Annotated in this window: 24 protein-coding genes; 18 read left to right on the forward strand and 6 right to left on the reverse strand. The window is 64.5% G+C overall.

What is annotated here, in order from left to right:
- Positions 1-79 precede the first annotated feature (79 nt).
- From ASD87_RS14155 to ASD87_RS14190, 9 genes are all read left to right on the forward strand, one after another.
- Positions 80-799, forward strand: a complete 720-nt coding sequence (locus tag ASD87_RS14155; RefSeq protein ID WP_056322555.1) for a TerC family protein — start codon at positions 80-82, stop codon at positions 797-799.
- Positions 786-908 carry a hypothetical protein gene (locus ASD87_RS27500; protein WP_255357201.1) on the forward strand — a complete coding sequence of 41 codons (123 nt, stop codon included), beginning with the start codon at positions 786-788 and terminating at the stop codon, positions 906-908. Before ASD87_RS14155 ends, ASD87_RS27500 begins: the two co-directional genes overlap by 14 nt.
- A gap of 9 nt (positions 909-917) precedes the next feature.
- Positions 918-1,862: a hydroxymethylbilane synthase gene (hemC, locus tag ASD87_RS14160; protein ID WP_056322558.1), complete on the forward strand. Its 945-nt coding sequence runs from the start codon at positions 918-920 to the stop codon at positions 1,860-1,862.
- Positions 1,862-2,680 carry a uroporphyrinogen-III synthase gene (locus ASD87_RS14165; protein ID WP_056322561.1) on the forward strand — a complete coding sequence of 273 codons (819 nt, stop codon included), beginning with the start codon at positions 1,862-1,864 and terminating at the stop codon, positions 2,678-2,680. The genes hemC and ASD87_RS14165 overlap by 1 nt, the downstream gene beginning before the upstream one ends.
- A 37-nt stretch (positions 2,681-2,717) precedes the next feature.
- Positions 2,718-3,908 (forward strand): uroporphyrinogen-III C-methyltransferase, encoded by a 1,191-nt coding sequence (locus ASD87_RS14170; protein WP_056322772.1) that lies wholly within the window; start codon positions 2,718-2,720, stop codon positions 3,906-3,908.
- A gap of 4 nt (positions 3,909-3,912) precedes the next feature.
- Positions 3,913-5,526: a heme biosynthesis HemY N-terminal domain-containing protein gene (locus tag ASD87_RS14175; protein WP_056322563.1), complete on the forward strand. Its 1,614-nt coding sequence runs from the start codon at positions 3,913-3,915 to the stop codon at positions 5,524-5,526.
- Between the two features lie 29 nt (positions 5,527-5,555).
- On the forward strand, positions 5,556-6,086 hold the full coding sequence (gene ppa, locus ASD87_RS14180; protein ID WP_056322566.1) for an inorganic diphosphatase: 531 nt from the start codon (positions 5,556-5,558) through the stop codon (positions 6,084-6,086).
- A gap of 289 nt (positions 6,087-6,375) precedes the next feature.
- On the forward strand, positions 6,376-7,071 hold the full coding sequence (locus ASD87_RS14185; protein WP_056322568.1) for a fumarylacetoacetate hydrolase family protein: 696 nt from the start codon (positions 6,376-6,378) through the stop codon (positions 7,069-7,071).
- A gap of 38 nt (positions 7,072-7,109) precedes the next feature.
- Positions 7,110-7,241 (forward strand): entericidin A/B family lipoprotein, encoded by a 132-nt coding sequence (locus ASD87_RS14190; RefSeq protein ID WP_008164311.1) that lies wholly within the window; start codon positions 7,110-7,112, stop codon positions 7,239-7,241.
- Between the two features lie 72 nt (positions 7,242-7,313).
- Here the strand turns inward: ASD87_RS14190 and ASD87_RS14195 are convergent, their stop codons facing one another.
- Genes ASD87_RS14195 through ASD87_RS14205 form a run of 3 tightly spaced genes read right to left on the reverse strand, consistent with a single transcriptional unit; the run spans position 7,314 to position 9,992 of the window.
- Positions 7,314-9,014 (reverse strand): PhoH family protein, encoded by a 1,701-nt coding sequence (locus tag ASD87_RS14195; RefSeq protein WP_056322570.1) that lies wholly within the window; start codon positions 9,012-9,014, stop codon positions 7,314-7,316.
- 55 nt (positions 9,015-9,069) lie between these two features.
- Positions 9,070-9,534, reverse strand: coding sequence for a peroxiredoxin (locus ASD87_RS14200; protein WP_056322573.1), 465 nt, complete (start codon positions 9,532-9,534; stop codon positions 9,070-9,072).
- Complete coding sequence (locus ASD87_RS14205) at positions 9,534-9,992, reverse strand: Mth938-like domain-containing protein (protein ID WP_056322576.1); 459 nt, start codon at positions 9,990-9,992, stop codon at positions 9,534-9,536. Before ASD87_RS14205 ends, ASD87_RS14200 begins: the two co-directional genes overlap by 1 nt.
- A gap of 233 nt (positions 9,993-10,225) precedes the next feature.
- Here ASD87_RS14205 and alaC point away from each other — a divergent pair, with 233 nt between their 5' ends.
- The 4 genes from alaC (at position 10,226) to ASD87_RS14225 (ending at position 14,731) form a co-directional block, all read left to right on the forward strand.
- Complete coding sequence (alaC, locus tag ASD87_RS14210) at positions 10,226-11,413, forward strand: alanine transaminase (RefSeq protein WP_056322579.1); 1,188 nt, start codon at positions 10,226-10,228, stop codon at positions 11,411-11,413.
- A gap of 169 nt (positions 11,414-11,582) precedes the next feature.
- Complete coding sequence (locus tag ASD87_RS14215) at positions 11,583-12,887, forward strand: homoserine dehydrogenase (protein ID WP_056322581.1); 1,305 nt, start codon at positions 11,583-11,585, stop codon at positions 12,885-12,887.
- 34 nt (positions 12,888-12,921) lie between these two features.
- Positions 12,922-14,331: a threonine synthase gene (thrC, locus tag ASD87_RS14220; RefSeq protein WP_056322585.1), complete on the forward strand. Its 1,410-nt coding sequence runs from the start codon at positions 12,922-12,924 to the stop codon at positions 14,329-14,331.
- A gap of 178 nt (positions 14,332-14,509) precedes the next feature.
- Entirely contained in the window at positions 14,510-14,731 is a 222-nt protein-coding gene (locus tag ASD87_RS14225; RefSeq protein ID WP_056322589.1) for a YgdI/YgdR family lipoprotein, read from the forward strand.
- Positions 14,732-14,825: 94 nt separating this feature from the next.
- On the opposite strand, the gene ASD87_RS14230 is transcribed toward ASD87_RS14225, so the two are convergent.
- Entirely contained in the window at positions 14,826-15,845 is a 1,020-nt protein-coding gene (locus tag ASD87_RS14230; RefSeq protein WP_056322592.1) for a class 1 fructose-bisphosphatase, read from the reverse strand.
- A gap of 10 nt (positions 15,846-15,855) precedes the next feature.
- Positions 15,856-18,561 carry an aminopeptidase N gene (pepN, locus tag ASD87_RS14235; RefSeq protein ID WP_056322595.1) on the reverse strand — a complete coding sequence of 902 codons (2,706 nt, stop codon included), beginning with the start codon at positions 18,559-18,561 and terminating at the stop codon, positions 15,856-15,858.
- A gap of 151 nt (positions 18,562-18,712) precedes the next feature.
- Here pepN and ASD87_RS14240 point away from each other — a divergent pair, with 151 nt between their 5' ends.
- Positions 18,713-19,348 carry a DUF4136 domain-containing protein gene (locus ASD87_RS14240; RefSeq protein ID WP_056322773.1) on the forward strand — a complete coding sequence of 212 codons (636 nt, stop codon included), beginning with the start codon at positions 18,713-18,715 and terminating at the stop codon, positions 19,346-19,348.
- Between the two features lie 91 nt (positions 19,349-19,439).
- Here the strand turns inward: ASD87_RS14240 and ASD87_RS14245 are convergent, their stop codons facing one another.
- Complete coding sequence (locus tag ASD87_RS14245; protein WP_056322597.1) at positions 19,440-19,823, reverse strand: H-NS family nucleoid-associated regulatory protein; 384 nt, start codon at positions 19,821-19,823, stop codon at positions 19,440-19,442.
- 750 nt (positions 19,824-20,573) lie between these two features.
- Between ASD87_RS14245 and tldD the strand changes: the two genes are divergently transcribed.
- From tldD to ASD87_RS14265, 4 genes are all read left to right on the forward strand, one after another.
- The gene (tldD, locus tag ASD87_RS14250) at positions 20,574-22,034 is read left to right on the forward strand and encodes a metalloprotease TldD (RefSeq protein ID WP_056322600.1); all 1,461 of its coding nucleotides are present in this window, start codon (positions 20,574-20,576) and stop codon (positions 22,032-22,034) included.
- A gap of 246 nt (positions 22,035-22,280) precedes the next feature.
- Positions 22,281-23,354 carry a 3-deoxy-7-phosphoheptulonate synthase AroG gene (gene aroG / locus ASD87_RS14255; protein WP_056322603.1) on the forward strand — a complete coding sequence of 358 codons (1,074 nt, stop codon included), beginning with the start codon at positions 22,281-22,283 and terminating at the stop codon, positions 23,352-23,354.
- A 102-nt stretch (positions 23,355-23,456) separates the two neighbouring features.
- Positions 23,457-24,866 (forward strand): FAD-binding oxidoreductase, encoded by a 1,410-nt coding sequence (locus ASD87_RS14260; RefSeq protein ID WP_056322607.1) that lies wholly within the window; start codon positions 23,457-23,459, stop codon positions 24,864-24,866.
- 180 nt (positions 24,867-25,046) lie between these two features.
- A complete protein-coding gene (locus ASD87_RS14265; protein ID WP_056322610.1) occupies positions 25,047-26,546 on the forward strand; it encodes an FAD-linked oxidase C-terminal domain-containing protein in 1,500 nt (499 codons plus the stop codon).
- Position 26,547: the final 1 nt, after the last annotated feature.

The following is a 26,547-nucleotide window of genomic DNA, read 5'->3' on the forward strand; positions in this document are numbered from 1 at the left end:
CCTGCCGCGCGAAGGCGCGCGGCAGGGCGGCCGGGCCGGGACCGGCCATTCTTTTCATAAATGCCTTCGGGGGTTCAAAGTGCTTGAGTTTTTTCAGACGCTGAGTTGGGCAGCGGTATTTCAGATCATCCTTATCGACATCCTGCTCGGCGGCGACAACGCTGTCGTGATCGCGCTGGCGTGTCGCAACCTGGCGCCCAAGCAACGGATGCAAGGCATTTTGTGGGGCACCGCAGGGGCAATCATTCTGCGCGTCGTGCTGATCGCCTTCGCAATGCAGCTTCTGAACATCCCGTTCCTGAAGGTCGTGGGCGCGCTGCTGCTCGTCTGGATCGGCGTCAAGCTTCTGGTTCCCGAAGACGATGCGCATGGCGACATCAAGGGCGGCACATCCATCGTCGCCGCGATCAAGACCATCATCATTGCTGACTTCGTGATGAGCCTGGACAACGTGATCGCCATCGCCGGCGCCGCGCAAAATGCGCATGCCGACCATCAGCTGGGCCTGGTCATCTTCGGCCTGGTCGTCAGTGTGCCGATCATCATCTGGGGCAGCACGCTGGTGCTCAAGCTCATCGACCGCTATCCGCTGGTCGTCACCTTCGGCGCGGGCCTGCTGGGCTGGATCGCTGGCGGCATGCTGGTCACCGACGTTATTGTCGAGCGTCAATTTGGCGTTCAGCCGACTACGGTTAAAATCGCCGCTGAAATCATTGGCGCCTTGCTCGTTGTTGTCCTTGGACGGTGGCTTGCAAGCCGCAAGAACGCTTCCAAGGAATCAGCACATGAGTCTGCGTAGATCCACCGATCCCCAGCAATCCGAATCGGGCCTGAGCCTTCTTCAGGGTCTGTTCGTGCTGGCCATCCTCGGGGTAGTCGCGACGATCATCGTCTCCAACTTCGTTTGATGGCGTCACGTGTCTCTACCGCAACGTCTGGTCATTGCGACCCGCGCCAGCCGGCTTGCCCTGTGGCAAGCCGAGCATGTGCGCGATCGGCTGCGCACGCTGTACCCAGCGTGCGCAGTTGAACTTCTTACCCTGACAACCCGAGGCGACCAGATCCTCGACCGCACGCTGTCCAAGGTGGGCGGCAAGGGTCTGTTCGTCAAGGAACTCGAAAACGCGCTGCTCGACGGCCGTGCCGATCTCGCCGTCCACTCCCTCAAGGACGTGCCGGTGGATCTGCAGGCGCCGTTTGAGCTTTGCGCCGTCCTCGATCGCGCGGATCCGCGCGATGCCTTCGTGTCCAACCGTTATGCCTCGCTGGCCGACCTGCCCGCGGGCGCCGTGGTCGGCACGTCCAGCCTGCGCCGCGAGTCCCAGATCCGTTCCCGGTTTCCCGCCCTGGTGGTCAAGCCCCTGCGCGGCAATCTGGATACGCGCCTCTCCAAGCTCGACAAGGGCGACTACGACGCCATCGTCCTGGCCGCCGCCGGCCTGGACCGTCTTGGCATGGGCGAGCGCATCCGCAGCCTGCTCGACCCCGCCGACAGCCTGCCGGCGGCCGGGCAGGGCGCCCTCGGCATCGAAATCCGTGACGACCGCGACGACATGCGCGCGTGGCTGGCTCCGCTGGTCAGTGCAGACACGACCGCTTGCGTGCTCGCCGAGCGCGCGGTGTCGCGCAAGCTGGGCGGCTCCTGCCAGGTGCCCCTGGCCGCCTTTGCCCAGCTTGCCGGCGACACGCTGTCGCTGCGCGCGCTGGTGGCCTCGCCCGACGGCACCCGTGTCGTTCATGCCACGCACAGCGGTCCCATGACCGAAGCCGAAGCCATCGGCGAAGCCGCCGCCTCCGAACTCCTGGAGGCGGGTGCAGAGACGATTCTTCGCGAACTGCTGCAAAACCCCGGGTCCGACTGATGGACCCGGCGTTTGCAGCCGCCGACGGGCCGCGCATCGCCATCCTGACGCGGCCCGCAGGGCGCAATGAAGCGCTGGCCGGCCGCCTGCAGGGCGCCGGTTGGCAACCGTGCATCCTGCCCGCACTTGAAATCCACCCCCTGTCTGTCGCTGCCGAAGACCTGCCCCGGCCGTCGGCCTACGACCTCGTCGTGTTCGTCAGCGGCAATGCCGCGCGCCAATACCTGGATCAGCTCGCGCGCGCCGATGGCGCCGCGGACTGGCCTGCGGGCGTCGCGGTCGCCACGGTCGGGCCCGCCAGTGCCCAGGCGCTGCGCGAGACCGGCCGTTTTGGCGTGAATACAACAGTTCTGCATCCGGACGAGTCGGCCCCCAGCCATGATTCCGAGGCGCTTTGGCGCGTGCTTGCTGCCCAGCCTCAGTTGCCCGCGCGCGTACTGGTGGTGCGGGGCACGCAGGGGCGGGACTGGCTCGGCGATACGCTCGAAGCGCATGGTGCGCACGTGACGCGCCACGCGGCCTACCGTCGGCAACCGGCTGGCTGGACCGCGGAACAGCTTGCCACCCTCAGGCGATGGGCCGATGCAGGCGTCACCGCCACCTGGCTGGTCACCAGCGGAGAAGGCGTCGACGCCATTTATGGTCAGCTCAGCGCCGCGGGTCTGACCGGGTGGTGGCAGCGCTGCCGCTTCGTCGCCACGCACCCCTCGCTGGTTGGCCGCCTGCCGCAGCCTCGCATTGGCGCGTCCGAGCCGGCGATGGTAAAAATCTGCGTGCCCAACGACGAGTCGATTTTCCAGGCTTTTGTTGCTGCTTGATTCGTTGGTTCGGACTGACACCGAATACAATCGCGTCATGACAGATAAGACTCCCGCTACCGATTCGGCCGTTCATCCGGCCGCCCCGGACGCAAGCGCGTCCGCATCGGCCCCGGCCGACTCCGTCAAGGCCCGTCCGGCCAAGCGCGGCAGTGGTCCTTTGGCCACCGCGCTGATAATCGTCATCCTGTTGGCCGTGGGCCTGGGATATGCGTTGTGGAAGCAACGCACCCAGTTCGTCTCCGCGGGCCGCGAAGTGGCAACGCGCCTGGATACGCTCAGCGCCGATGTGGCGCAAGCCCGCAAGGACACCCGCGAAGCGCTTGCCCTCGCGCAGGCGCAGACCGGCCGCGTCGCCGAACTCGAAGACACGCTGCGCGAAACGCAAAGCCAATACAACGCCTTGCAACAGGCTTGGCAGAACTTCAACGACAGCGCCAGCGACGAACTGTTGGCCAATGACGTCGAACGCCTGCTGACCATCGCCAATCAGCAATTGCGCCTGGCCGGCAACGTCTCCAACGCCATCGTCGCCCTGGAAACCGCGCAATCGCGCCTGGCGCGTGCCGACCGCCCGCGGTTCTCCAGCCTGCAGCAATCCATCAATGGCGACCTGGACCGCCTGCGTGCCGTGTCCACCGTCGACATCCCCGCGCAATCGGGCCGTATCGAACGCCTGGTCGCGCTGATCGGCAAGGCGCCGCTGCTGGTGCCGGACACCGTGTCGCCGGGCGTGTCGCCGGTCGGTCAAGCCCAACCACCCGCGCCGGCCCCCACGATCGATCCGCAGGCCGGCCTGCCCGCCGATGCGCCCTGGTGGCAGCGCTGGCGCGCCGAAGTGGCCTCGTGGCCTGGCCGCGCGGGCTCCGCGCTGGCTCACGAACTTGGCGGTCTCATCACCATCCAGCGCGTGGACGAACCGGCCGCGCTGCTGTTGTCGCCCGAACAGGCCGATCAGGTGCGCGGCACGCTGCGCCAGCGCCTGTTGACCGCGCAGCTCGCGATGCTGATGCGCCAGCCCTCGGTCTGGAAGAGCGAGCTCGACAATGTCGGCACCACGCTTTCCAAGTACTTCGATGGCCGCTCGCCTGACACCGTCGCCGCGCAGACGCTTGCGCGCGAACTGGCCCAGACCGACATCGCCGTGCGCATGCCGGATGTGGCGGACAGCCTGAACGCCGTGGCGGCCCTGCGCGCCGCCGGCTTCAAGACCAGCGACCAGGACTGAACCCATGCGTACCTGGTTCTGGACCCTGCTGCTCGCCGTCGTCGCCGTCGCCCTGGCGGTGGTCCTGCGCTCGCACGCGGGCAACGTGCTGCTTCTGGTGTGGCCGTGGCGCATCGAGATGTCGCTGACGCTTGCCGTCCTGCTCATCGTCGCCACCTTCATCATCCTGTACGTGGGCCTGCGGCTTCTGGCCTGGCTGCTCGCCATTCCCGATCGCGTCCGGGCCTGGCGCGGCAAGCGCGCGCAGGCGCGCGACCACGAATTGCTCGAACGCGGCTGGATCGGCCTGCTTGAAGGCCGCTACGCCCACGCCGAAAAAGACCTGACCAAGCTTCTGGACCAGACCAAGGTCCGCACGCGGCGCGTGCTGGCAGCCCTGTCGGCTGCACGTGCCGCGCATGGCCTGGGCGAATTCGACCGGCGCGACCGTCTGCTGGCCAACGCGCAAGAGCAGGCCGGCACCGAGCCCGGCCTCATTGAAGCCACCGCCACCGTCTCGGCCGACATGCTGCTCGATCAGGGCCGCGCTGAACGCGCACTGACCGTGCTGGGCCCGCTGGCCGACGGCGGCGCCCGTCATTTGCACACCATGCGCCTGCTGCTGCGGGCGCACACGGCTCTGAATCATCAGGAACAGGTTTTCACGCTGGCGCGCGGACTGTCGCGCCGCAATGCGCTGGGCCGACCCGAAGCCGACGTCCTGATCGATGCCGCGGGCGCCGCGCGCTTGCGTGCCGCCGCGGCCAACGATGCCTGGCGTCCCATCTGGAAAGACCTCAAGGCCGAAGAGCGCCTGCTCCCGGAAATCGCCCTGGCGGGTGCCGCGGCATTCGAAGCCGCCGGCGAGCCCAACGAAGCGGCGCGCGTCCTGGAATCGGCCATCGCGGTCAAGTTCAATCCCGCCCTGGTGGCGGCCTACGCCCGCTGCGAAGCCGACCAGGTGTCGCGGCGCCTGGCCAAGGCCGAGACCTGGCTGCATCAACGCCCGACCGATCCCGACCTTCTGACCGCCCTGGGCATGCTGTGCCTGAATGGCCAGCTCTGGGGGCAGGCCGAACGCTACCTCTTGCGCAGCCTGGCCCGCCGCAGCGATGCGCAGACGCACGCGCTGTTGGGCAGTCTGTACGATCGTCTGGACCGGCCGGTCGATGCCGTGCGCCACTGGCGCCTGGCCACGGCCGCCAGCATGGCGTTGCCGGTGCTGGCCTCGGATGCGGCGCTTCCCGCCGCGGACACCGGCTCGGACCCGTATCGCGTGGATGCCGAAGGCGGCTATGCCGTCGGCCTGTCGGACACGGACAGCGATGCGGACACCCGTGGCGATTACCCGGCCTTGCCGCCGGCTGCCGCATCGGCGTCGGACTACGTACTGGATCCGGATGCCCGCGCCAGCAAGGCGCAGCAAGACCGCGCCCTGGCGCCCGAAGACGCGCCGCTGGCTCGCGGAACGTCCGACATCGACGAATACTTCGACAGCGCGCCCATTCCTGCTGCGGCGTTCGACGAGCCCGTGCCCACGTATGCGCCGGCCCCTGCCGCGCCGGCCCCCAAGCCTGCGCCGCCCGCGGCGCCCGTGCCCACCACCAAGCCGCCGTTCAAGGACGACGGCTCGATTTGAATATCCTTTCAGACAAACAAGGTTGAACCATGAGTCTTGATCGCGTCTCCCCTGGCAAGAAGCTGCCGGAAGACTTCAACGTCATCATCGAAATCCCCATGAACGCCGACCCGGTGAAGTACGAGGTCGACAAGGATTCCGGTGCAATCTTCGTTGACCGCTTCATGCTGACGGCCATGCACTATCCGTGCAACTACGGCTACATCCCCCAGACCCTGTCCGAAGACGGCGACCCCGCCGACGTCCTGGTCCTGACCCCGTTCCCCATCCAGATCGGCGCCGTCGTGCGCTGCCGCGCCATCGGCGTGCTGGAAATGGACGACGAGTCGGGCGGCGACGCCAAGCTGCTGGCCGTGCCGATCGAAAAGCTGTACCCCCCGTACCGCAACATCAAGTCCTACGAGGATCTGCCCGCGGAAGACATCTCCCGCATCCAGCATTTCTTCGAGCACTACAAGGACCTGGAAAAGGGCAAGTGGGTCAAGGTCAAGGGCTGGAAGGGCGTGGACGCCGCTCACGAAGAAATCGTGCGCAGCGCCGAGCGTTACACCAAGGGCTGATCGGGCTACACGCCAGCCGGCATCTTGCCGGCCGGCGCCTACCGGCGGCGCGGCCGCGACGGCCCGTGGCCTGTCGCCGCCGCGCCGTTGTCTTGCAGGCGCCCGTTCCGTGCGGTCCTCGCATTGGCCGTAGAAAGGGCTACACTCGCGAGTGCTTTTTCAAACGCCCGGCCGCCCAACAACAACAACGCCCCATCGCGGGGGCACAGGGCATGCCAAGCGCGCGCGGCGTCGGGGTAACATTTTTCCCGGATATTCCGGTCACGTATTTGTCATAGGTTGATAGCTCATGGACTACGTTTTGCCTCCCCAGCCGCCCGTCGCGGTCCCCGTTGCCGGCAGCGCCGCGCTGTTCCCCGTGCGCCGCGTCTATTGCGTCGGCCGCAATTACGCCGAACATGCCAAGGAAATGGGTTTTACGGGCCGTGAAGATCCGTTCTTCTTCTGCAAGCCCGCTGACGCGGTGCTGTTCGTGGCCGACGGCGAAACCGGCAAGATGCCTTATCCGCCCAAGACTTCCAATCTGCACTACGAGATGGAGCTGGTTGTGGTGCTGGGCAAGGGCGGCCGCGACATTCCCGTCGACCAGGCCAACGAATGCGTGTGGGGCTATGCGCTGGGTCTGGACATGACCCGCCGCGACCTGCAAGGCGAAATGAAGAAGCAGGGCCGCCCCTGGGAAATCGGCAAGGCCTTCGATCAGTCGGCGCCGCTGGGCCCCATCCATCCGCGCAGCGTGGTCGGCACGCTCGACAAGGGCGCCATCTGGCTGGACGTCAACGGCGAGCGCAAGCAATCCAGCGACATTTCGCAGATGCTGTGGAATATTCCGGAAGGCATTTCGTATCTGTCGGGCCTGTTTGAACTGCAGCCCGGCGACATCATCTTCACCGGCACGCCCGAGGGCGTGGGCGCCGTGCGCCAAGGTGACGTGATCACTGGCGGCGTCGAAGGCCTGGGCGAACTGCGCGTGCAGATCGCCTGAGCGCAGGCGCTTTCATTTTTTCATTTTGGAGTCACAGCATGCGCGGCAAGATTGTGCTGACTGCCTTTGTCGTGTTCGGTTTCGTGCTGGCCGGTTGCAATACCGTCGCCGGCATGGGTAAGGACATGTCCCGGGCAGGCAATGCCATCACCAACGCAGCCGACAAATAATCGGCGCGCGGTAGTGAAAAAAAGCCCCTTGAGCGATCAAGGGGCTTTTTGTTTGCCGGTGCGAGAACAAGCCTAGAGCACGTCGCCCGCGTAGTCGGCCAGGCGGGAGCGCTCGCCACGCTGCAGCGTGACGTGGCCCGAGTGCGGCCAGCCCTTGAAGCGGTCGACCACAAAGGTCAGGCCCGAACTGCCTTCCGTCAGGTAGGGCGTGTCGATCTGCGCGATGTTGCCCAGGCAGATCACCTTGGTGCCAGGGCCAGCACGGGTCACCAGCGTCTTCATCTGCTTGGGCGTCAGGTTTTGCGCCTCGTCGATGATGAGGTACTTGTTCAGGAAGGTGCGGCCACGCATGAAGTTCAGGGATTTGACCTTGATGCGCGAGCGGATGAGGTCCATGGTGGCCGCGCGGCCCCAGTCCCCGTTGCCTTCGCCTTCGCCCATGTTCAGCACGTCGAGGTTGTCTTCAAGCGCGCCCATCCAGGGCAGCATCTTTTCCTCTTCGGTGCCGGGCAGGAAACCAATGTCTTCACCGACGGGCACCGTGACGCGCGTCATGATGATCTCGGTGTAGCGCTTGGTCTCCAGCACCTGCGTGATGCCCGCCGCCAGCGCCAGCAGCGTCTTGCCCGTGCCGGCCTGGCCCAGCAGCGACACGAAATCGCATTCCGGGTTCATCAGCAGGTTCATGGCGAAATTCTGCTCGCGATTGCGCGCCGTGATGCCCCAGACATTGTTCTTGCCGTGGGTATAGTCGCGCAGCGTGGCCAGCACCGCCATCTTGCCGCTGACTTCGCGCACTTGCGCGTACAGCGGCATCTGGCCTTCGAAGTAGACGAACTGATTGACCACGAATTGCGAGCACAGCGGGCCGTGGATGCGGTAGAAGGTGGTGCCGCCCTGTTGCCAGGATTCGACGTCCTTGCCGTGCTTGTTCCAGAAGTCTTCGGGCAACTGCATCACGCCCGAGTACATCAGGTCGGAGTCTTCGAGGACATGGTCGTTGAAGTAGTCTTCGGCGGCCATGCCCAGCGCGCGCGCCTTCAGGCGCATGTTGATGTCCTTGGACACCAGCACGACCTCGCGCTGCGGGTATTTTTCCTGCAGGGCGCGCACCACACCCAGGATCTGGTTGTCGGCCTTGCCCATCGGCAAGTCCGAGGGCAGGGTGCTGTGGATGGCCGTGGTCTGGAACATCAGGCGGCCCGTGGCATCCTTGTTGCCCAGCTTGGCCAGCTCAAGGCCTTCGTCCAGGTGCGTGGCGTCCTGCACCAGCGAATCGAGCGACCGGCTGACCTGGCGCGCGTTGCGCGCGACTTCCGACATGCCCTTTTTCTGGTGGTCCAGTTCTTCCAGCGTCATCATCGGCAGGAAGATGTCGTGCTCTTCGAAGCGGAAGAGCGAACTGGGATCATGCAGCAGCACGTTCGTGTCCAGCACGAACAGCTTGCGAGGTTCATTCTGGGCGCGCGCCTTGCCGCGCTTGGCGGGGGCGGGCGCGGCCTTGGCCTGCTGGCGCGCCGGGGCGCGAGCGGCCGGCGCTGCGGGGGGCGGCGCCTGGTGAGCGGGCGACGGCGTGTGGGCCTTGCGTGCCGGCGCCGCCAGGCCTTCAAGTTCTGGCTGTACCAGCAGTTCGTCCTCGTCTTCGGCGAGGGCTGCCTGGGTGTTGGACCGCGCAGCGGCAGTCTTGGTGGTGCGGGCCTGCGCCCGGGCGGATTCGCCCGAGGGGAAGGTCAGGATGGCTGCGGGGCGGGTAGGCAACTTCGGAAGCGGCATATGCGTCACTCTCCTGTTTGGGCCGGCTATAGCGCCTGACGGGTTTCCTGTGCGGCTAACCGATGCTTTTGGCGGCTTGCAGGACTTCCTTGGCGTGGCCCGGGACCTTCACCCCGCGCCACTCCTGCACCAGCACGCCATAGGCGTCGATCAAGAAGGTGCTGCGTTCGATGCCGCGCACCTGCTTTCCATACATGTTCTTCTGCTTGATGACGCCGAACAGATTGCAGACGGTTTCGTCGGCGTCGGAGATGAGAGGGAAAGGAAGCTCGTACTTGGCCTTGAAATTCTCGTGCGACTTCAGCGAGTCGCGCGAGATGCCGATCACGATTGCGCTGGCCGACAGGAAGCCGGCGTGCAGATCGCGGAAATCCTGGCTTTCGGTGGTGCAGCCGGGCGTGTTGTCCTTGGGATAGAAATACAGGATCACGGCCCGCCCCTGGCATTGCTCGAGGCTGATGGGGCCGATCGTGCTTTCGGCGGTGAACAACGGGGCGGGTTTGCCTATGCTCGGCGTCATTAATTCGTGGCTCCGTGGGGAGGGATGAGGGCGACGACCACGCGCCGGCCTTCAGCCATCAGGATGTTGTAGGTGCGCGAGGCAGCGTGGGTGTCCATGGTTTCAACGCCGATGCCGATCGCCAAAAGGGGACGCAGCACGTCGGGACGCAGGAACTGTTGCTTGCCGCCGGTGCCCACCAGCAGGACTTCGGGGGCGTTGGCCGGGCGGCTGGGCGCGGCTTCCGGGGCATCCAGAAAATCCAGGGGATTGCGGGCGGGCTCGGACAATCCGGCTGCCTGGAGCAAGAGGGAGGAGGTAATGTCGGCCGTCGACTCAACAGGCCAGATGGTCACTTCGCCTTCGGGGCCGAAAGCGACCGAAGAGGAAAAACGTACCTGGTTGACCTCGATGTAGCCATCGCCGTAGGCGGTGACAGTGTTTAGAGCGGCCGTCGCAGGATCGGTATGCAGCTTCAATAAAAACTCCGGCTTTACGTGCTTGATAATAGCGCATCGGACACGCCGCATGTTGCAACGTATCCACGGGGAAAAAGGGGCTTTTTTGCCCCATTTGCCGCCAAGGCGTCGTTGCGCTAGATTACAGGGTTTTGCTGCGCTGCAATCGTGAACTGGCGCGGCTCAGAGCCCCTTTCCCCTTCGCGCGACCGCGCCCTGGTCTTTTTGCCTTTTCGCCCCTAAGGATTCCCATCATGAGGAAGTTCTCTCGCATCGAGCGTTTGCCCCCGTACGTTTTCAACATTACCGGCGAGCTCAAGATGGCGGCGCGTCGGCGTGGCGAAGACATCATCGACATGTCGATGGGCAATCCGGATGGGGCGACGCCCAAGCACATCGTCGACAAGATGGTGGAGGCGACCACGCGTCCCACCACCCACGGCTATTCGGTGTCCAAGGGCATCCCGCGCCTGCGCAAGGCGATCTGCGACTGGTACCAGCGCCGCTATGCGGTCGAGTTCGATCCGGACTCCGAGGCCATCGTCACCATCGGCTCCAAGGAAGGCCTGGCGCACCTGATGCTGGCCACGCTGGACCGCGGCGACACCGTGCTGGTGCCCAATCCCAGCTACCCGATCCACATCTACGGCGCCGTCATCGCGGGCGCCAACATCCGTTCCGTGCGCATGACGCCGGGCGTCGACTTCTTCGAGGAACTGGAACGCGCCGTGCGCGAATCCATCCCGAAACCCAAGATGATGGTGCTGGGCTTTCCCAGCAACCCGACCGCGCAGTGCGTGGACCTGTCGTTCTTCGAGCGCGTGGTGGCGCTTGCCAAGGAACACGACATTCTCGTCGTGCATGACCTGGCGTATGCCGACATCACGTTCGACGGTTATGTGGCGCCGTCCATCATGCAGGTGCCCGGCGCGCGCGACGTCGCCGTCGAGTTCTTCACGATGAGCAAGAGCTACAACATGGCCGGCTGGCGCATCGGCTACATGGTCGGCAACCGCGAGCTGGTCAACGCGCTGGCTCGCATCAAGAGCTATCACGACTACGGCACGTTTACGCCGATCCAGGTGGCGTCCATCGCCGCGCTGGACGGCCCGCAGGACTGCGTGAGCGAAATCGTGGCGCAATACCAGAGCCGCCGCGACGTGCTCGTGCGCGGCCTGCATGAAGCAGGTTGGAATGTGGAGATTCCCAAGGCGTCCATGTACATCTGGGCGCAGATCCCCGAACCCTACCGGGCGATGGGCTCTTTGGAATTTGCCAAGCGTGTCCTGTCGGATGCGAAAGTGGCCGTGTCCCCCGGGATCGGCTTCGGCGAGTATGGCGACGAATACGTGCGCTTCGCACTTATCGAAAACGAGCAGCGCACGCGTCAAGCGGTGCGCGGCATCAAAGATATGTTCCGCAAGGACGGATTGCTGAAGTGATGGACGCCCACCCCCGCAGCGCTGCGCGCTTCCCCCTCTGAGGGGGCATGCCTGCGGACCGGCGGAGCCGGATCCGCGGCATCGCGATCGGGTGGCAACAGCTTCATGCACAGGATTATGGAGAAGTGAAATGAATTCCCCTCAACGCCCGCCCGCAGAGGGCGGCGCGATGAAACCCATGAAGGTGGGTCTGCTTGGTCTTGGCGTGGTTGGCGGCGGCACGTGGACCGTGCTGTCCCGCAACGCCGAGGAAATCGCCCGCCGCGCTGGCCGCCGCATTGAAGTCACCCGCGCCGCCGTGCGCGACGTGGAAAAGGCGCGCGCCCGCGTGGGCGACTCCATCCTGGTCGACACCGATGTGCACGCGCTGGTGCGCGATCCCGACATCGACATCGTCGTGGAACTGATCGGCGGCGACACGCTGGCGCGCGAGCTGGTGCTCGAAGCCATCGCCAACGGCAAGCATGTGGTCACGGCCAACAAGGCCTTGCTGGCCAAGCATGGCAACGAGATCTTCGCCGCCGCGTCCGAACGCGGCGTGATGGTGAACTTCGAGGCCGCCGTCGCGGGCGGCATCCCCATCATCAAGGCGATCCGCGAAGGCCTGACCGCCAACCGCATCCAGTGGGTGGCCGGCATCATCAACGGCACCACCAATTTCATCCTGTCCGAAATGCGCTCGCGCGGGCTGCCGTTTGCCGACGTGCTGGCGGAAGCGCAGCGCCTGGGCTACGCCGAAGCCGACCCCACGTTCGACGTGGAAGGCGTGGACGCGGCCCACAAGCTGACGCTGCTGGCCTCGCTGGCATTCGGGGTGCCGGTGCAATTCGACCGCGCCCACATCGAAGGCATTTCGCAACTGGCCGCCGAAGACATCGAACACGCCGAGCGCCTGGGCTATCGCATCAAGCTGCTGGGCATCACCAAGCGCCGCCCCGACGGCATCGAGCTGCGTGTGCATCCGGCGCTGGTGCCGTCCGAGCGCCTGCTGGCCAATGTCGAAGGCGCGATGAACGCGGTGCTGGTCAAGGGCGACGCCGTCGGCCCGACGCTGTACTACGGGCAGGGCGCGGGCGAAGAGCCCACCGCCTCGGCCGTCGTGGCCGACCTGGTCGACGTGACGCGCCTGCACACCGCCGATCCGGGCAACCGCGTGCCGCACCTGGCCTTTCAGCCGGACGCCATGTCGGACACCCCGATCCTGCCGATCGAACAGGTCAGCACGTCGTACTACCTGCGTCTGCGCGTGGACGATCAGCCCGGCGTGCTGGCGGACATCGCCCGCATCCTGGCCGACCGCGGCATTTCCATCGGTTCGATGATCCAGCAGCCGTCGCACATCGGCGGCGCCGACATCATCTTCCTCACGCACGAAGCCGTCGAAGGCAACGTCAATCAGGCCATCGAGCGCATCGAGTCGCTGCCGTTCGTGCGGTCCAAGGTGACGCGCCTGCGCGTGGAGAACCTGACGTGATCGGGGGCGCCCGGTGCATCGTGGAGCAATTGACATGAAATACATCTCTACGCGCGGCGGCATGGCCCCGCTCGAATTCTCCGACATCCTGCTCGAAGGCCTGGCGCCCGACGGCGGGCTGGCGGTGCCGCAGACGCTGCCGCAGGTTTCCGCGGAGACGCTGGAATCGTGGCGCGGCCTGTCGTATGCCGATCTGGCCTTCGAAGTGCTGTCGTTGTTTGCCACGGACATCCCTTCGGACGACCTGCGCCGTCTGACCCGTGCCGCCTACACGCCGCAGATCTTCAACAGCGAGGACATCGTTCCGCTGCGTCCGCTAGATGGCGGGCTGTCGCTGCTGGGCCTGTCCGAAGGTCCGACGCTGGCTTTCAAGGACATGGCCATGCAGTTCCTGGGCCAGGTCTTTGAGTACGTGCTCTCCAAGCGTGGCACGACGCTGAACATCGTGGGCGCCACCTCCGGCGACACGGGCTCGGCCGCTGAATACGCGCTGCGCGGCAAGAAGGGCGTGGCGGTGTTCATGCTGTCGCCCCACGGCCGCATGAGCGCCTTCCAGCGCGCGCAGATGTACTCGCTGCAAGACGAGAATATCCACAACATCGCCGTGCGCGGGGTCTTCGACGAAGCCCAGGACATCGTCAAGGCGCTGGCCGGCGATCTGGCCTTCAAGACGAAGTACCGTCTAGGCGCCGTCAATTCGATCAACTGGGCCCGTATCGCCGCCCAGGTTGTCTACTACTTCCATGGCTGGCTGCGCGCCACCGAGCGCGCGGGACAAGAAGTGTCGTTCGCCGTGCCGTCGGGCAATTTCGGCAACATCCTGTCGGGCCACATTGCCCGCAGCATGGGCCTGCCCATCCGCCGCCTCGTGCTTGCAACGAACGAGAACAACGTGCTGGAGGAGTTCTTCCGCACGGGCGTGTACCGTCCGCGCGCGGCCGCGCAGACGTATGCCACGTCCAGCCCCTCGATGGACATTTCGCGCGCGTCGAACTTCGAGCGCTTCGTGTTCGACTTGACGGGCCGCGATACCGACCGCGTGAAGGAATTGTGGACGACGATGGCGCGCGATGGCGCATTCGACCTGTCCGACATGAAGGACCAGTTCGAGTCGCGTTATGGCTTCGTGTCGGGCGCCAGCTCGCATACGGATCGCCTGGCCACGATCCGGTCCGTCTACGACACCACCGGCGTGCTGGTCGACCCGCATACCGCCGACGGCGTGAAGGTCGCGCGCGAATTCGTCGAGCCGGGCGTTCCCATGCTCGTGCTGGAAACCGCGCTGCCGGCCAAGTTCTCCGAGACTATCGAGGAAGCGCTTGGCCGTCCGGCCACGCCGCCGGGCAACCTTGCTGACCTGGAATCGCTGCCGCAACGCGTCGAAGTCATGGACTGCAGCGAGGCCGCCGTACGCCGTTTCATCGAGACACACGCCAAGGTGTAAGCACGATTGCGGCTTGTGTACGGTTGCAACCCCTCCCAGGCAAGTCCTGCGAGGGGTTTTTCATTATTGGGGTCGGGGACGATTACGTTCTTATGCATTTTGCCGACAACCCGACACGATTTCGGGGAGCGATTCGGATAGAGTGAAATCACCTATTCAACACTCGGAGAACACAACCATGAAGCTGAAGACCATGACGTTGGCCCTGGTGATGACCGGCGTTGGTGTGCTGGCCGGATGCTCGTCGCCCTCGGTTATTCACCAACGCGACGGATCTTCGACCGTAGCGCCCGACGAGCCCGATTACGACAAGAAGTCGGGCATGTATGAGTACGAACAGAACGGCAAGAAAATGCAGATCAACAAGGACGACGTGAAGTCCATCGAAGAGGTCAAGTAACGCAACCCCTGCTTGCCTGTACCCTTGAAAAAAAGCCCCCGGCCATGACGGCCGGGGGCTTTTGCATTGGCGCGCCGAAAGCGCGGCGGGTGTCTTACTTGCCCGCGTCTTCGGCGTGATAGCGGCCCACGCGTTCGACTTCGTTCTTCGAGCCCAGGATGACGCTGACGCGCTGGTGCAGCGTGTCGGGCTGGATGTCCATGATGCGCTCGACGCCGTTGATGGCCGCGCCACCGGCCTGTTCGATCAGGAAGCTCATGGGATTGGCTTCGTACATCAGGCGCAGCTTGCCGGCCTTGCCCGGCTCGCGCGCATCCCACGGGTACATGAAGATGCCGCCGCGGGTCAGGATGCGATGCACGTCGGCCACCATCGAGGCGATCCAGCGCATGTTGAAGTCCTTGCCGAGCGGGCCGGTCGAGCCGGCCAGGCAGTCGTCGATGTAGCGCTTGACCGGGGCAGCCCAGTGGCGCTTGTTCGACATGTTGATGGCGAATTCCTTGGTGTCTTCCGGCACGCGGATGTTCTCGTGCGTGAGCACCCACGAGCCCATTTCGCGATCCAGCGTGAAACCCACGACGCCGTTGCCGATGGTCAGCACGAGCATCGTCTGCGGGCCGTACACCGCGTAACCGGCCACCACCTGCTTGTTGCCCGGTTGCAGGAAGTCGGCTTCGCAGACGGGCGCGCCCGACACGTCGTGCGGCGCGTGCAGCACCGAGAAGATGGTGCCGATGGAGACGTTCACGTCGATGTTCGACGAGCCATCGAGCGGATCGAACAGCAGCAGGTATTCGCCCTTGGGGTAGCGGTTCGGGATCAGATGGATGGTTTCCATCTCTTCCGACGCCATGGCCGCCAGATGGCCGCCCCATTCATTGGCTTCCAGCAGGATCTCGTTGGACAGCACGTCGAGCTTCTTCTGGACTTCGCCCTGGACATTCTCGCTTTCCAGGCTGCCCAGAACGCCGCCCAGCGCGCCCTTGCTGACCGCGTGGCTGATGGCCTTGCAGGCGCGCGCCACGACTTCGATGAGCAGGCGCACTTCCGGCGCCAGGGCTTGGGCGGAGCGTTGCTGCTCCACCAGGTATTGAGTGAGTGTTTTACGTTTCAAAAGGATCTCCCTATGCAGCGAATTCTAAAGCCTTGGATACGATTTCCTGGACGTTGCGCGACAGGCCGTCGTGCTGGCGCACCTTTTCAAGCGCGGCCTGCATGGGGGCGCGCAGCGCCGGGACGAAGCGAGACCAGTTGTCGAGCGCACGCGCCAGCCGCGCGGCGATCTCCGGATTGAGCGCGTCCAATGCCAGCACCTGCTCCGCCCAGAACGTGTAGCCCGAGCCGTCCGGCTGGTGCATGCCGCGGGCATTGTTGAGGCAGAACTGGAAGATCAGCGCGCGCGCGCGGTTCGGGTTGCGCAGCGTGAATGCCGGATGCTTCATCAGCTCACGGGCGGTCTGCACCGTGGTCGAGCGGGCGGTGGCCTGCAGCGCGAACCACTTGTCCACCACCAGCGGATTGGCGCTCCATTTGGTGTAGAAAGCGGCCAGCGCCTCTTTCGGGTAGTCGCCTTGCCCGAAGTTGATCAAGGCGGCCAGCGCGGCCATGCTGTCGGTCATGTTGCCGGCGGTGGCGTACTGCGCTTCGGCAAGGCGCTGGGCTTCGGGTTCGCCAGCGGCCATCAGGTGGCTGAGCGCCAGGTTCTTCAATGCGCGCATGCCGGCGGGAATTGGCGCGGGGCTATATTCGCCCGGCGTCTGGTTCTGGTCGAAGGCGCGGCGGAATTCGGCATGGAGCTGACGGCCGAGTTCGGCGCGAAGGAAATCGCGCGCCACGGCCAGGGCAGGCGGATCGACCCGCTGCATGCGCTCGGCCAGCGTCTTTTCCGAAGGCAGCGCCAATGCGCGCGCACGGTACGCGGCGTCCAGGGCGGGATCGGTCAGCAACGCGCGCCAGGCTTCAAGGAAGGCGGCGTCGGCCTGCAGCGGGCGGCCCGCCTGGCTGGCGTCGGCCAATGCAAGAATCTGGCGGGTGGCCAGTTCCTGGCCTGCTTCCCAGCGTGCGAACGGATTGCCATCGTGCGCGGACAGCAGCGCCAATTCCTCGTTGGACCAGTCGTAGTCCACGATGACCGGCGCCGAGAAGTCGCGCAGCAGCGATGGCACGGGGCGGTCGGCGATATCTTCGAATACCCATTGCTGGCTTTGCGTGGTCAGTTCCAGCAGGGCGGTGTCCACGACCGCGCCGTCCTGACGCAGCGGCAGCGCGTTGCCCTCACGGTCCAGCAAGCCGATCGCAAACGGAATGTGGAAGGGCGCCTTCACGTAGTCGGGGCCGGCCTTCTTTTCGACGCCGACCGGCGGGCAGGCCTGGGTAAGCGTCACCGTGCAGCGGCGGGTGGCCGCGTCGTGGTCGAGCCTGACCGTGACGCGCGGCGTGCCGGCCTGCCGGTACCAGCGGCGGAACACGGACAGGTCGCGTCCCGGGTGCTGCTTGACGTAGACGGATTCCATGGCGGCGACGAAGTCGTCGCACGTGACGGCCTGGCCGTCGTGGCGGCGGAAGTATTCGTCCATGCCTTCGCGGAAACCGGCCTCGCCCAGCAGCGTGTGCTGCATGCGGATGACCTCGGCGCCTTTCTCGTACACGGTGGCCGTGTAGAAGTTGCCGATCTCCTGATAGCTCTCGGGGCGGATCGGATGTGCCATGGGGCCGGCGTCTTCCGGGAACTGCGCGGCGCGCAACGCCACGACGTCGTCGATGCGCTTGACGGCGCGGGCGCTGGCCGCGGCGGCCGCGTCCATGTCGCGGGCCATCATGTCGGCGCTGAATTCCTGATCGCGAAAGACCGTGAGACCTTCCTTCAGGCTCAGCTGGAACCAGTCGCGGCAGGTGACGCGGTTGCCGGTCCAATTGTGGAAGTATTCATGCCCGATGACCGACTCGATGCCTTCGTAGTTGGCGTCGGTGGCAGTTTCGGCGTCGGCCAGCACGTAGGCCGCATTGAAGATATTCAGGCCTTTGTTTTCCATGGCTCCCATATTGAAGTCATGGACGGCCACGATCATGAAGCGGTCCAGATCCAGTTCGAGACCAAAGCGGCTCTCGTCCCAGCGCAAGGAACGCACCAGGGAATCCAGTGCCCATTCGGTTTTGGTTTCGGAGCCGGGGTCGCTGTAGACCTGCAGCAGCACGTCCCGGCCGCTGACCGTCTTGACCGTGGTTTCGCGATGCGTCAGGTTGCCCGCGACCAGGGCGAACAAGTAGCAGGGCTTGGGGAACGGATCTTCCCACTCGACTTCATTGCGGCCGTCGGGCAATTGGCGCGAGGCGATCAGGTTGCCGTTGGACAGCAGCACGGGATACTCGGGCTGCGCACGCAGCGTCACGCGGTAGCGCGACATGACGTCGGGACGATCGGCAAACCAGGTAATGCGCCGGAAGCCCTCGGCCTCGCATTGCGTGAAGAAATTTCCGCCTGACACATACAGGCCCATCAGCGTGGAATTGGCGGAAGGCTTGCAGCGGCTGACGATTTCAACGGTCGCATCGGCAGGCAGGCCGCGCAGCGTTAGCGTGTGTTCGGTCAACTGGTAGCTGGCCGCGGGCAGCGGCTCGCCATTCACGCCTACCGACACGAGTTCCAGCTCTTCTCCATCCAGGATCAGGGCGGCGTCAGCGCTGGCGTCTTGCCTGCGCTGCACGTGCATCGTGCAACGCACTTCGGTCGCGTCGGGCGCGAGATCGAAGGCGAGGGCGACTTCAGGAATTTCGTAGGGGTAGGGCTGGTAATCCTTGCGGTATACGGTAACGGGCGTGTCGGTGCGCATGGGGATTTGCAGTCCTGTATGAACAAGAAGGCTATTGTAGTGGCTGGCGGTTGAGCGGTACCTTGGGCGTACGGGCTAGCCTGAAAACTTTTGGCAAGCGCTTATGTCAAAGCTCGTTATGATGGCGCCGTCGCGCGAACAGGAGTCTCAAATGTCCAGGATGTCTTGGATCAGCAGTCTGGGCCGATGGGCCGGTATTTTTTCGGTGCTGGCAGCCATGATGCTGACGGGCTGCGCCGCGCCCACCGTCTCCGCCCGCGTGACGTCGTTTCAGCAATGGCCAACCGGTGTCGAGGGCCAGACCTACCAGTTTGTTCCAGCCGACCCATCCCAAATCAATAATCTGGAATATCAGTCATTTCAGGATATGGTGCGCGCGGGGATCGGGGCCACGGGACTGGTCGAGGCGCGCCCTGGCGTGAAGGGTCGGTTCGAGGTGTCGTTCCGCTATGGCACGAGCCAGACGCAAGTGATGGTGCGCCGTCCGTACGACCCGTATTTCTACGGCGGCTACGGCGGCTTCTATGGGCCCGGACCATGGGGCATGGGCGCGGGATTCTGGGGGCCTGACTGGGTGGACGTGCCCATGGTCGTCCAGCGCAATTCCCTCTCGCTCTTCATTCGTGATACCCAGAACGGCGGCGCGGAAGTTTACCGCTCGACGGCGTTCATATTGAGCGAGCGTGACGATTTGATTCGCACCATGCCCTATCTGGTGCGTGCCATATTCGACAATTTCCCAGGCAATAATGGCGCTGAGCGCGAGATTCAATTCCCCGCACGTTGACGAAAGCAGGCGCCTCGCGGCCCCTGCTTAAAATAAAAAAAGCGGCGCACCATCATGGTGCGCCGCTTTTTTTCTTACTGAAGAATAGGTTTTATTCCTTGATAAGAAAACTCTCGCGGGTGGCGCCGCCGGCTTCTTCAGCGGCGAGCCAGCGCGGCGCCTTGCCGCGGCCGCTCCAGGTTTCTCCGGTTTGCGGATGGCGGTACTTGGGTGCCACGGCGCGCTTGGCGGCGCCGGCTGCGCGGGCGGGGCCGCTGGCCTTGCGGCGGCCACTCGTGGCGGCGCGCGCGGGCTTGCCTGCGCCGTAGGCGGCGATGATCTCGTCAGGCGTAATGTCGTACTCGCGCATCGACGTGATGATGGAGGTGATGACCGGCTTGCGGCGCTTCGTCTGAAGGATTTCCGCCTTCTTCTGGAGCTTGTTGATTTCCTTTTCGATCTTTGCTTGCAGAGCTGCGTAGGTTTCTCGGGCCATGTTTATTCCTGATTATGGAACTGCTTTAATCGCCGGCGAAGTTATGTTTAATTGTTGTGCCTCGCATAATACAGAATTTACGAGGTGGTATCTCAATTGTCGGACTAATTACTTTGTATCAAAAGCGCCACCGGCTCTCCGCTTTGCGGCTGGCCGCAATTTCCATCAGTTAGGAAGGAAAATCTTAAATTTGGGACAAACTGAAACATGCGCTTGCTTGGTTTACGGGCGGGCGATACGGGCCGCCAATTGTCGGACAACCTTGCAAAGCCGCGCCTGGCGTGCGATCGGCCGGCTTGCATGCCCGATCATCCTGGACGATTGCGCGTGCAATGCGCGTCAAATGCCCGCAATTTTCTTCAGGCGGAAAATCGTCGCGAAAGCAGGTGCCATACATTATGGCGTTGCATCCCACCTGCGGTGATATACCCGGGCGCCATGGTGTTCCGTCCCCGAGTTTTCATTTAGCCGTCAGGTCATACGACAACACGAAAAGTGCCAGTCTTGCGATTCGGTCTGAGCACAATTGCTTAACTTGATAGGTAATTGGGTACTTAACTTGATACCGAGTATGCCGTCTCCATCTATGGCGGCAAGATAATGCGAGACCATTTTGTCCCGCAATTGCCGCTGCGGTAAGCCGCGACTTTTGGCGTTTGCCGGGACGCCGGGCCCGTGTCGGCGGTACGATACGGTCTTGAGCGCCACGACGCGCATGCACGGCCACGGTGCCGTTCCTGAACTGAGCCTATGAAAATCATCGATCCCGCCATTGCTTCCCTGGCCACCGCCAAATCCCTTCTGCTCGACCCCTGGGGTCTGACCGAAGCGGACATGGCGCGGGCACTGGGTGAAATCTTCACCCACAAGGTCGATTACGCCGACCTGTACTTCCAGTACACGCGCAGTGAAGGCTGGAGCCTGGAAGAAGGGATCGTGAAGACGGGCAGTTTCTCGATCAGCCAAGGCGTGGGCGTGCGCGCGGTCAGCGGTGAAAAGACCGCGTTCGCGTATTCGGATTCGCTGTCGCCCGAGGCGCTGCTGTCGTCGGCGCATGCCGTGCGCGGCATTGCCCGCCGCGGCGCAGGCAAGGTCAAGGTCGCCGCCCAGGTCGAGGCCGAGATTGGCCGCAGCCTCTATGCAGACATCGATCCCGTCGCCAGCCTCAGCGCGCCCGAAAAGGTCGCGCTGCTCGAACGCGTCGAACGCATGGCGCGGGCGCGCGATCCTCATGTGATCCAGGTCATGGCGGGCCTGGGCGCGGAATATGACGTGGTGCTGGTTGCGGGCAGCGATGGCCGACTGGCCGCCGACGTGCGCCCGCTGGTGCGCCTGTCGCTGACCGTGATTGCCGAACGCAATGGCCGCCGTGAAATGGGCCACGCCGGCGGCGGCGGCCGCCTGGGTCTGGCTTACTTCACCGACGAGATGCTGCAGGGCTATGTCGAGCGCGCGGTGCATGAGGCGCTGGTCAACCTGGAAGCGCGTCCGGCGCCGGCCGGCGAAATGACGGTGGTCCTGGGGTCGGGCTGGCCGGGCATCCTGCTGCACGAAGCCGTCGGTCACGGCCTGGAAGGCGACTTCAACCGCAAGGGGTCCAGCGTGTTTTCCGGACGCATCGGCGAGCGCGTGGCGTCCAAGGGCGTCACCGTGGTCGACGACGGCACCATTCCGGATCGCCGCGGATCGCTCAACATCGACGACGAGGGCAATGCCACCCAGCGCAATGTGCTGATCGAAGACGGCATCCTGCGCGGCTACATGCAGGACACGCTCAATGCCCGCCTGATGAAAACCGCCGCAACCGGCAACGGCCGCCGCGAGTCGTTCGCGCACCTGCCCATGCCGCGCATGACCAACACGTACATGCTGGCCGGCGACAAGCCTGCCGACGAAATCGTGGCCTCGGTCAAGCGGGGCCTGTATGCCGTCAATTTCGGCGGCGGCCAGGTCGACATCACCAACGGCAAGTTCGTGTTCTCGGCGTCCGAGGCCTACATGATCGAGGACGGCAAGGTGACCTACCCGGTCAAGGGCGCAACCCTCATCGGCAACGGCCCCGACGCCATGAACCGCGTGACCATGATCGGCAACGATCTGCAGCTGGATTCCGGCGTCGGCACCTGCGGCAAGGACGGCCAGAGCGTGCCGGTCGGGGTGGGCATGCCGACGGTCCGCATGGAAGGCCTGACGGTCGGCGGCACGGCTTGATGCGTTAAATGGGGGCGTCACGCCAAAAAAATCTGGCGTGACGCTCTCAAAAAACTGTGCTAGAGTCATTCCCCATGAAATTCGCGTCCCCCGCCTTTTATTTTTATTTTTTTGGTTTTCTGAAGCCGCTGGCGGAGGAAGGGACGCGCTCAATCTGAAGTTTGGAAAGAATCCCCCCAAAAAAGCCGCCAGCGAATCTGGCGGCTTTTTTTATGCCGCCATGGCGGGCAACCCAGGAGCAGTACCGTGTCGCACAACACCGATGACCTTCGTATTCGAGAAATCAAGGAACTGAATCCGCCCTCGCACGTGATGCGCGAGTTCGCCTGCACCAAGGAGGCGTCCGAGACCGTCTTCGCCGCGCGGCAAGGCATGCACCGCATCCTGCACGGCATGGACGACCGCATGATCGTCGTGATCGGTCCGTGCTCGATTCACGACACGCGTGCCGCCATCGAATACGCCAAGCGCCTGAAGCCCGTGCGCGACCGCCTGAGCGCGGACCTGGAAATCGTGATGCGCGTCTATTTCGAGAAGCCGCGCACGACGGTGGGCTGGAAGGGGCTTATCAACGATCCCGACCTCGATGGCAGCTTCGACATCAACAAGGGGGTGCGCGTGGCCCGTCAATTGCTGCTGGACATCAACAGCATGGGGCTGCCGGCGGGATGCGAGTTCCTGGACATGATTACGCCGCAGTACATCGCGGATCTGGTCTCCTGGGGGGCGATCGGCGCGCGCACGACAGAGAGCCAGGTGCATCGCGAGCTGGCGTCCGGCCTGTCGTGTCCGGTGGGATTCAAGAACGGCACGGACGGCAACGTGAAGATCGCCGTCGATGCCATCAAGGCGGCCTCGCAGCCGCACCATTTCCTGTCGGTGACCAAGGGCGGCCATTCGGCCATCGTGTCCACCGCCGGCAACGAGGACTGCCACGTGATCCTGCGTGGCGGCAAGACCCCGAACTACGACGCCGCCAGCGTTGACGCCGCCTGCCAGGACGTGTCCAAGGCTGGTCTCGCGCAGCGCATCATGGTCGATGCCAGCCACGCCAACAGCAGCAAGAACCCCGAGAATCAGCCGCTCGTCGTCGAAGACGTCGCGCGCCAGATGGAAGCCGGCGATGCCCGCCTGGTCGGTGTCATGGTCGAAAGCCACCTCTTGGGCGGCCGCCAGGACATGGTGCCGGGCCAGCCCCTGGTGTATGGCCAAAGCATCACCGACGGCTGCATCGACTGGGACGCCTCGGTGGCCGTGCTGGAGCGCCTGGCGCAGGCCGTGCGTGAACGCCGCCGCGTCGCGCTGACCTCCGGCAAATGAAGGGGATGCGCGCCGCGCGCCCCGCGCCTGGCGGGGTGTGCGGCGCAGCACGCGGGGCGGCGTAGAATATTCGGATTATCGAACCCGGGAAACCACGAGATCATGAACGCTCCCTTGCACGCCGAATCGTTGCGCCGCGCGGTGCCGGCCGCCTGCCTGGATGCGCTGCGCGCGCACTTTGGCGACCGCCTGTCGGAATCGGCCGCCGTTCGCGAGCATCACGGCCGCGACGAATCGCCTTATCCGGCCATGCTGCCTGACGCCGTGGTGTTTGCGCAGTCCACCGAAGACGTGGCGTTCGTCGCCAAGGTGTGCAACGAGCATCGCGTTCCCCTGATTCCGTACGGCGCCGGGTCTTCGCTGGAAGGCCACATTCTTGCCATCCAGGGCGGCATCAGCCTGGACCTGTCGCAGATGAACAAGGTCCTGGCCATCAACGCCGAAGACCTGACCGCCACGGTGCAGGCCGGCGTGCTGCGCAAGCAGCTCAACGAAGAAATCCGCAGCACGGGCTTGTTCTTCCCGATCGATCCGGGCGCAGACGCCAGCCTGGGCGGCATGGCTGCTACCCGCGCCTCGGGCACCAACGCCGTGCGCTACGGCACGATGCGCGAGAACGTCATGTCGCTGACCGTCGTCACCGCGGACGGCCGAATCATCCGTACGGCGGGCCGCGCCCGCAAGTCGTCGGCAGGCTACGATCTCACGCGCATTTTCGTGGGCAGCGAAGGCACGCTGGGCATCATCACGGAAGTCACGGTGCGCCTGTATCCGCAACCCGAAGCCGTGTCCGCCGCGGTCTGCAATTTCCCGACGCTGGACGCCGCGGTGCAAAGCGTGATCGAAATCATCCAGATGGGCGTGCCGATCGCGCGTGTCGAGTTCATGGACGCCGCGAGCGTTCGCGCCGTCAACCTGCACAGCAAGCTGACCCTGCGCGAGACGCCGCTGCTGGTGTTTGAATTCCATGGCAGTCCGGCCGGCGTGCAAGAGCAGGCCGAAACCGTGCAGGCCATCACGGCCGAGCACGGCGGCATGGACTTCGAATGGGCCGAGCGTCCCGAAGACCGCAGCCGTCTCTGGACCGCGCGCCACAACGCGTACTTCGCGGGCCTGCAATTGCGTCCCGGCTGCCGCGCCAGCACCACCGACGTCTGCGTGCCGATCTCGCGCCTGGCCGATTGCGTGCGCGACACCGTCGAGGAACTGGATCGCGCAAGCTTTCCGTACACGATCGTCGGCCACGTGGGCGACGGCAACTTCCACGTGCTGATGCTGCTGGATGCCGATAGCCCGCAGGAGTGGCAGGAATCGGAAGCCATCAACCACAACCTCGTGCGTCGGGCCATCGCTGCCGACGGCACTTGCACGGGCGAACACGGCGTGGGCCTGCACAAGATGCAGTTCATGGCCGAAGAGCATGGCGACGACGCGCTCGACCTGATGCGCAGCCTCAAGCACGCCTTCGACCCGAACAACATCCTGAATCCGGGCAAGATCGTTTCCTGGTAAACGGCGAGCGGGGCGGCAGGCGCCGCCTCGCTTGGGCCCACGCCTGCGGCATTTAAGCGACAGGCGCCTGTCCGGTTTACGGTCGGTTACGTATGAATCGGCCGCAAAGCCCCGTAAATACGTCAGGTGCGGGTAAATCCCGGCCTGATTAACCGGGGCACTCGCGCTATTGTTGCGCTCATGAATTCACTGGTCGAAACTGGCCTGGCACAAGTGCAGGCGCCTTATTCGCAGCAACAGCTCATCGAGGCGTTGTCGGCCGTGCTGCCCGCGCACTGTGTGCTGTATCGCGAAGAGGACACCCGTCCTTACGAGTGCGACGGCCTATCCCTTTACCGCTCCATACCCGCGGTGGTTGCCCTGCCCGAAACCGAAGCGCAGGTGCAGGCCATCATGCGCGTGTGCAAGCGTCTGAATGCGCCGATCGTGGCGCGGGGCGCCGGAACCGGTTTGTCGGGCGGCGCCATGCCGCACAGCCGGGGCGTGCTGCTCGGGTTGTCCAAGTTCAACCGCATCAAGCATATCGACCTGGCCAGCGCGACCGCCATCGTCGAACCCGGCGTGCGCAACCTTGCCATCTCCGAAGCGGTGTCGCCCTACGGGCTGTACTACGCGCCGGATCCGTCCAGCCAGATTGCGTGCTCCATCGGCGGCAACGTGGCGGAAAACTCCGGCGGCGTGCATTGCCTGAAGTACGGCCTCACGGTGCACAACGTGCTGCGCGTGCGCGTGGTCACGATAGACGGCGACGTAGTCGAGCTGGGATCGCACGCGCCCGATGCGCCGGGGCTGGACCTGTTGTCGGTGTTCATCGGATCCGAGGGCATGCTGGGCGTGGTCACCGAGGTGACCGTCAAGCTCATCCCCAAGCCGGCGTGCCAGCAGGTGGTCATGGCCAGTTTTTCCAGCGTCGAGGCCGCGGGCAATGCGGTCACGCAGGTGATCGCGGCGGGCATGATTCCCGCTGGCCTGGAAATGATGGACCGCCGCGCGACGCACATGGTGGAACCGTTTGTCCGCGCGGGCTACGACATGGACGCGCAGGCCATCCTGCTATGCGAATCGGACGGCACGCCCGAAGAGGTGGCGCACGAGATCGCGCGGATGGAGGCGGTGTTCCGGCAGGCCGGCGCCACGCGCTGCCAGGTGTCGGCGTCCGAGGCCGAACGGTTGAAATTCTGGGCGGGACGCAAGAACGCGTTTCCCGCCGCCGGGCGCGTGTCGCCCGATTACTACTGCATGGACGGCACGATTCCGCGTCGTCATCTGGCGCGCGTGCTGGGCGCCATCGAACAGATGGAAGACGAATTCGGCCTGCGATGCGCCAACGTCTTTCATGCCGGGGACGGCAATCTGCATCCGCTGATCCTGTTCGATTCGAATAAGCCGGACGAGGTGGAACGCGCCGAAAAATTCGGTGCGGCCATTCTTGAGCTGTGCGTGCAGGTGGGAGGAACCGTGACTGGAGAGCACGGTGTGGGAATGGAGAAAATAAATCAAATGTGCGTGCAATTCTCTCGCGAAGAACTCGACGCGTTTATGGCAGTCAAGCGGGCCTTCGATCCGCCGTGCCTGCTCAATCCTGAAAAGGTCATCCCCACGCTGGCTCGCTGCGCCGAATACGGCAAGATGCACGTCCATGCGGGAGAATTGCGCTTCCCCGATCTCGCCCGTTTCTAGG

This window comes from Achromobacter sp. Root170 (genome assembly GCF_001428165.1).
In the GTDB taxonomy this organism is placed as follows: Bacteria; Pseudomonadota; Gammaproteobacteria; order Burkholderiales; family Burkholderiaceae_B; genus Achromobacter; species Achromobacter mucicolens.

Excerpts from the sequence above, each read along its gene's own strand:
- ASD87_RS14225 (WP_056322589.1), top strand. The coding sequence starts at position 14,510 with ATGAAGCTGAAGACCATGACGTTGGCCCTGGTGATGACCGGCGTTGGT.
- ASD87_RS14165 (WP_056322561.1), top strand. The coding sequence starts at position 1,862 with ATGGACCCGGCGTTTGCAGCCGCCGACGGGCCGCGCATCGCCATCCTG.
- ASD87_RS27500 (WP_255357201.1), top strand. The coding sequence starts at position 786 with ATGAGTCTGCGTAGATCCACCGATCCCCAGCAATCCGAATCGGGCCTG.
- ASD87_RS14170 (WP_056322772.1), top strand. The coding sequence starts at position 2,718 with ATGACAGATAAGACTCCCGCTACCGATTCGGCCGTTCATCCGGCCGCC.
- ASD87_RS14265 (WP_056322610.1), top strand. The coding sequence starts at position 25,047 with ATGAATTCACTGGTCGAAACTGGCCTGGCACAAGTGCAGGCGCCTTAT.
- ASD87_RS14175 (WP_056322563.1), top strand. The coding sequence starts at position 3,913 with ATGCGTACCTGGTTCTGGACCCTGCTGCTCGCCGTCGTCGCCGTCGCC.
- pepN (WP_056322595.1), bottom strand. The coding sequence starts at position 18,561 with ATGCGCACCGACACGCCCGTTACCGTATACCGCAAGGATTACCAGCCC.
- ASD87_RS14195 (WP_056322570.1), bottom strand. The coding sequence starts at position 9,014 with ATGCCGCTTCCGAAGTTGCCTACCCGCCCCGCAGCCATCCTGACCTTC.
- ASD87_RS14240 (WP_056322773.1), top strand. The coding sequence starts at position 18,713 with ATGTCCAGGATGTCTTGGATCAGCAGTCTGGGCCGATGGGCCGGTATT.
- ASD87_RS14215 (WP_056322581.1), top strand. The coding sequence starts at position 11,583 with ATGAAACCCATGAAGGTGGGTCTGCTTGGTCTTGGCGTGGTTGGCGGC.
- ppa (WP_056322566.1), top strand. The coding sequence starts at position 5,556 with ATGAGTCTTGATCGCGTCTCCCCTGGCAAGAAGCTGCCGGAAGACTTC.
- thrC (WP_056322585.1), top strand. The coding sequence starts at position 12,922 with ATGAAATACATCTCTACGCGCGGCGGCATGGCCCCGCTCGAATTCTCC.
- ASD87_RS14190 (WP_008164311.1), top strand. The coding sequence starts at position 7,110 with ATGCGCGGCAAGATTGTGCTGACTGCCTTTGTCGTGTTCGGTTTCGTG.
- ASD87_RS14185 (WP_056322568.1), top strand. The coding sequence starts at position 6,376 with ATGGACTACGTTTTGCCTCCCCAGCCGCCCGTCGCGGTCCCCGTTGCC.
- alaC (WP_056322579.1), top strand. The coding sequence starts at position 10,226 with ATGAGGAAGTTCTCTCGCATCGAGCGTTTGCCCCCGTACGTTTTCAAC.
- ASD87_RS14260 (WP_056322607.1), top strand. The coding sequence starts at position 23,457 with ATGAACGCTCCCTTGCACGCCGAATCGTTGCGCCGCGCGGTGCCGGCC.
- tldD (WP_056322600.1), top strand. The coding sequence starts at position 20,574 with ATGAAAATCATCGATCCCGCCATTGCTTCCCTGGCCACCGCCAAATCC.
- ASD87_RS14245 (WP_056322597.1), bottom strand. The coding sequence starts at position 19,823 with ATGGCCCGAGAAACCTACGCAGCTCTGCAAGCAAAGATCGAAAAGGAA.
- ASD87_RS14200 (WP_056322573.1), bottom strand. The coding sequence starts at position 9,534 with ATGACGCCGAGCATAGGCAAACCCGCCCCGTTGTTCACCGCCGAAAGC.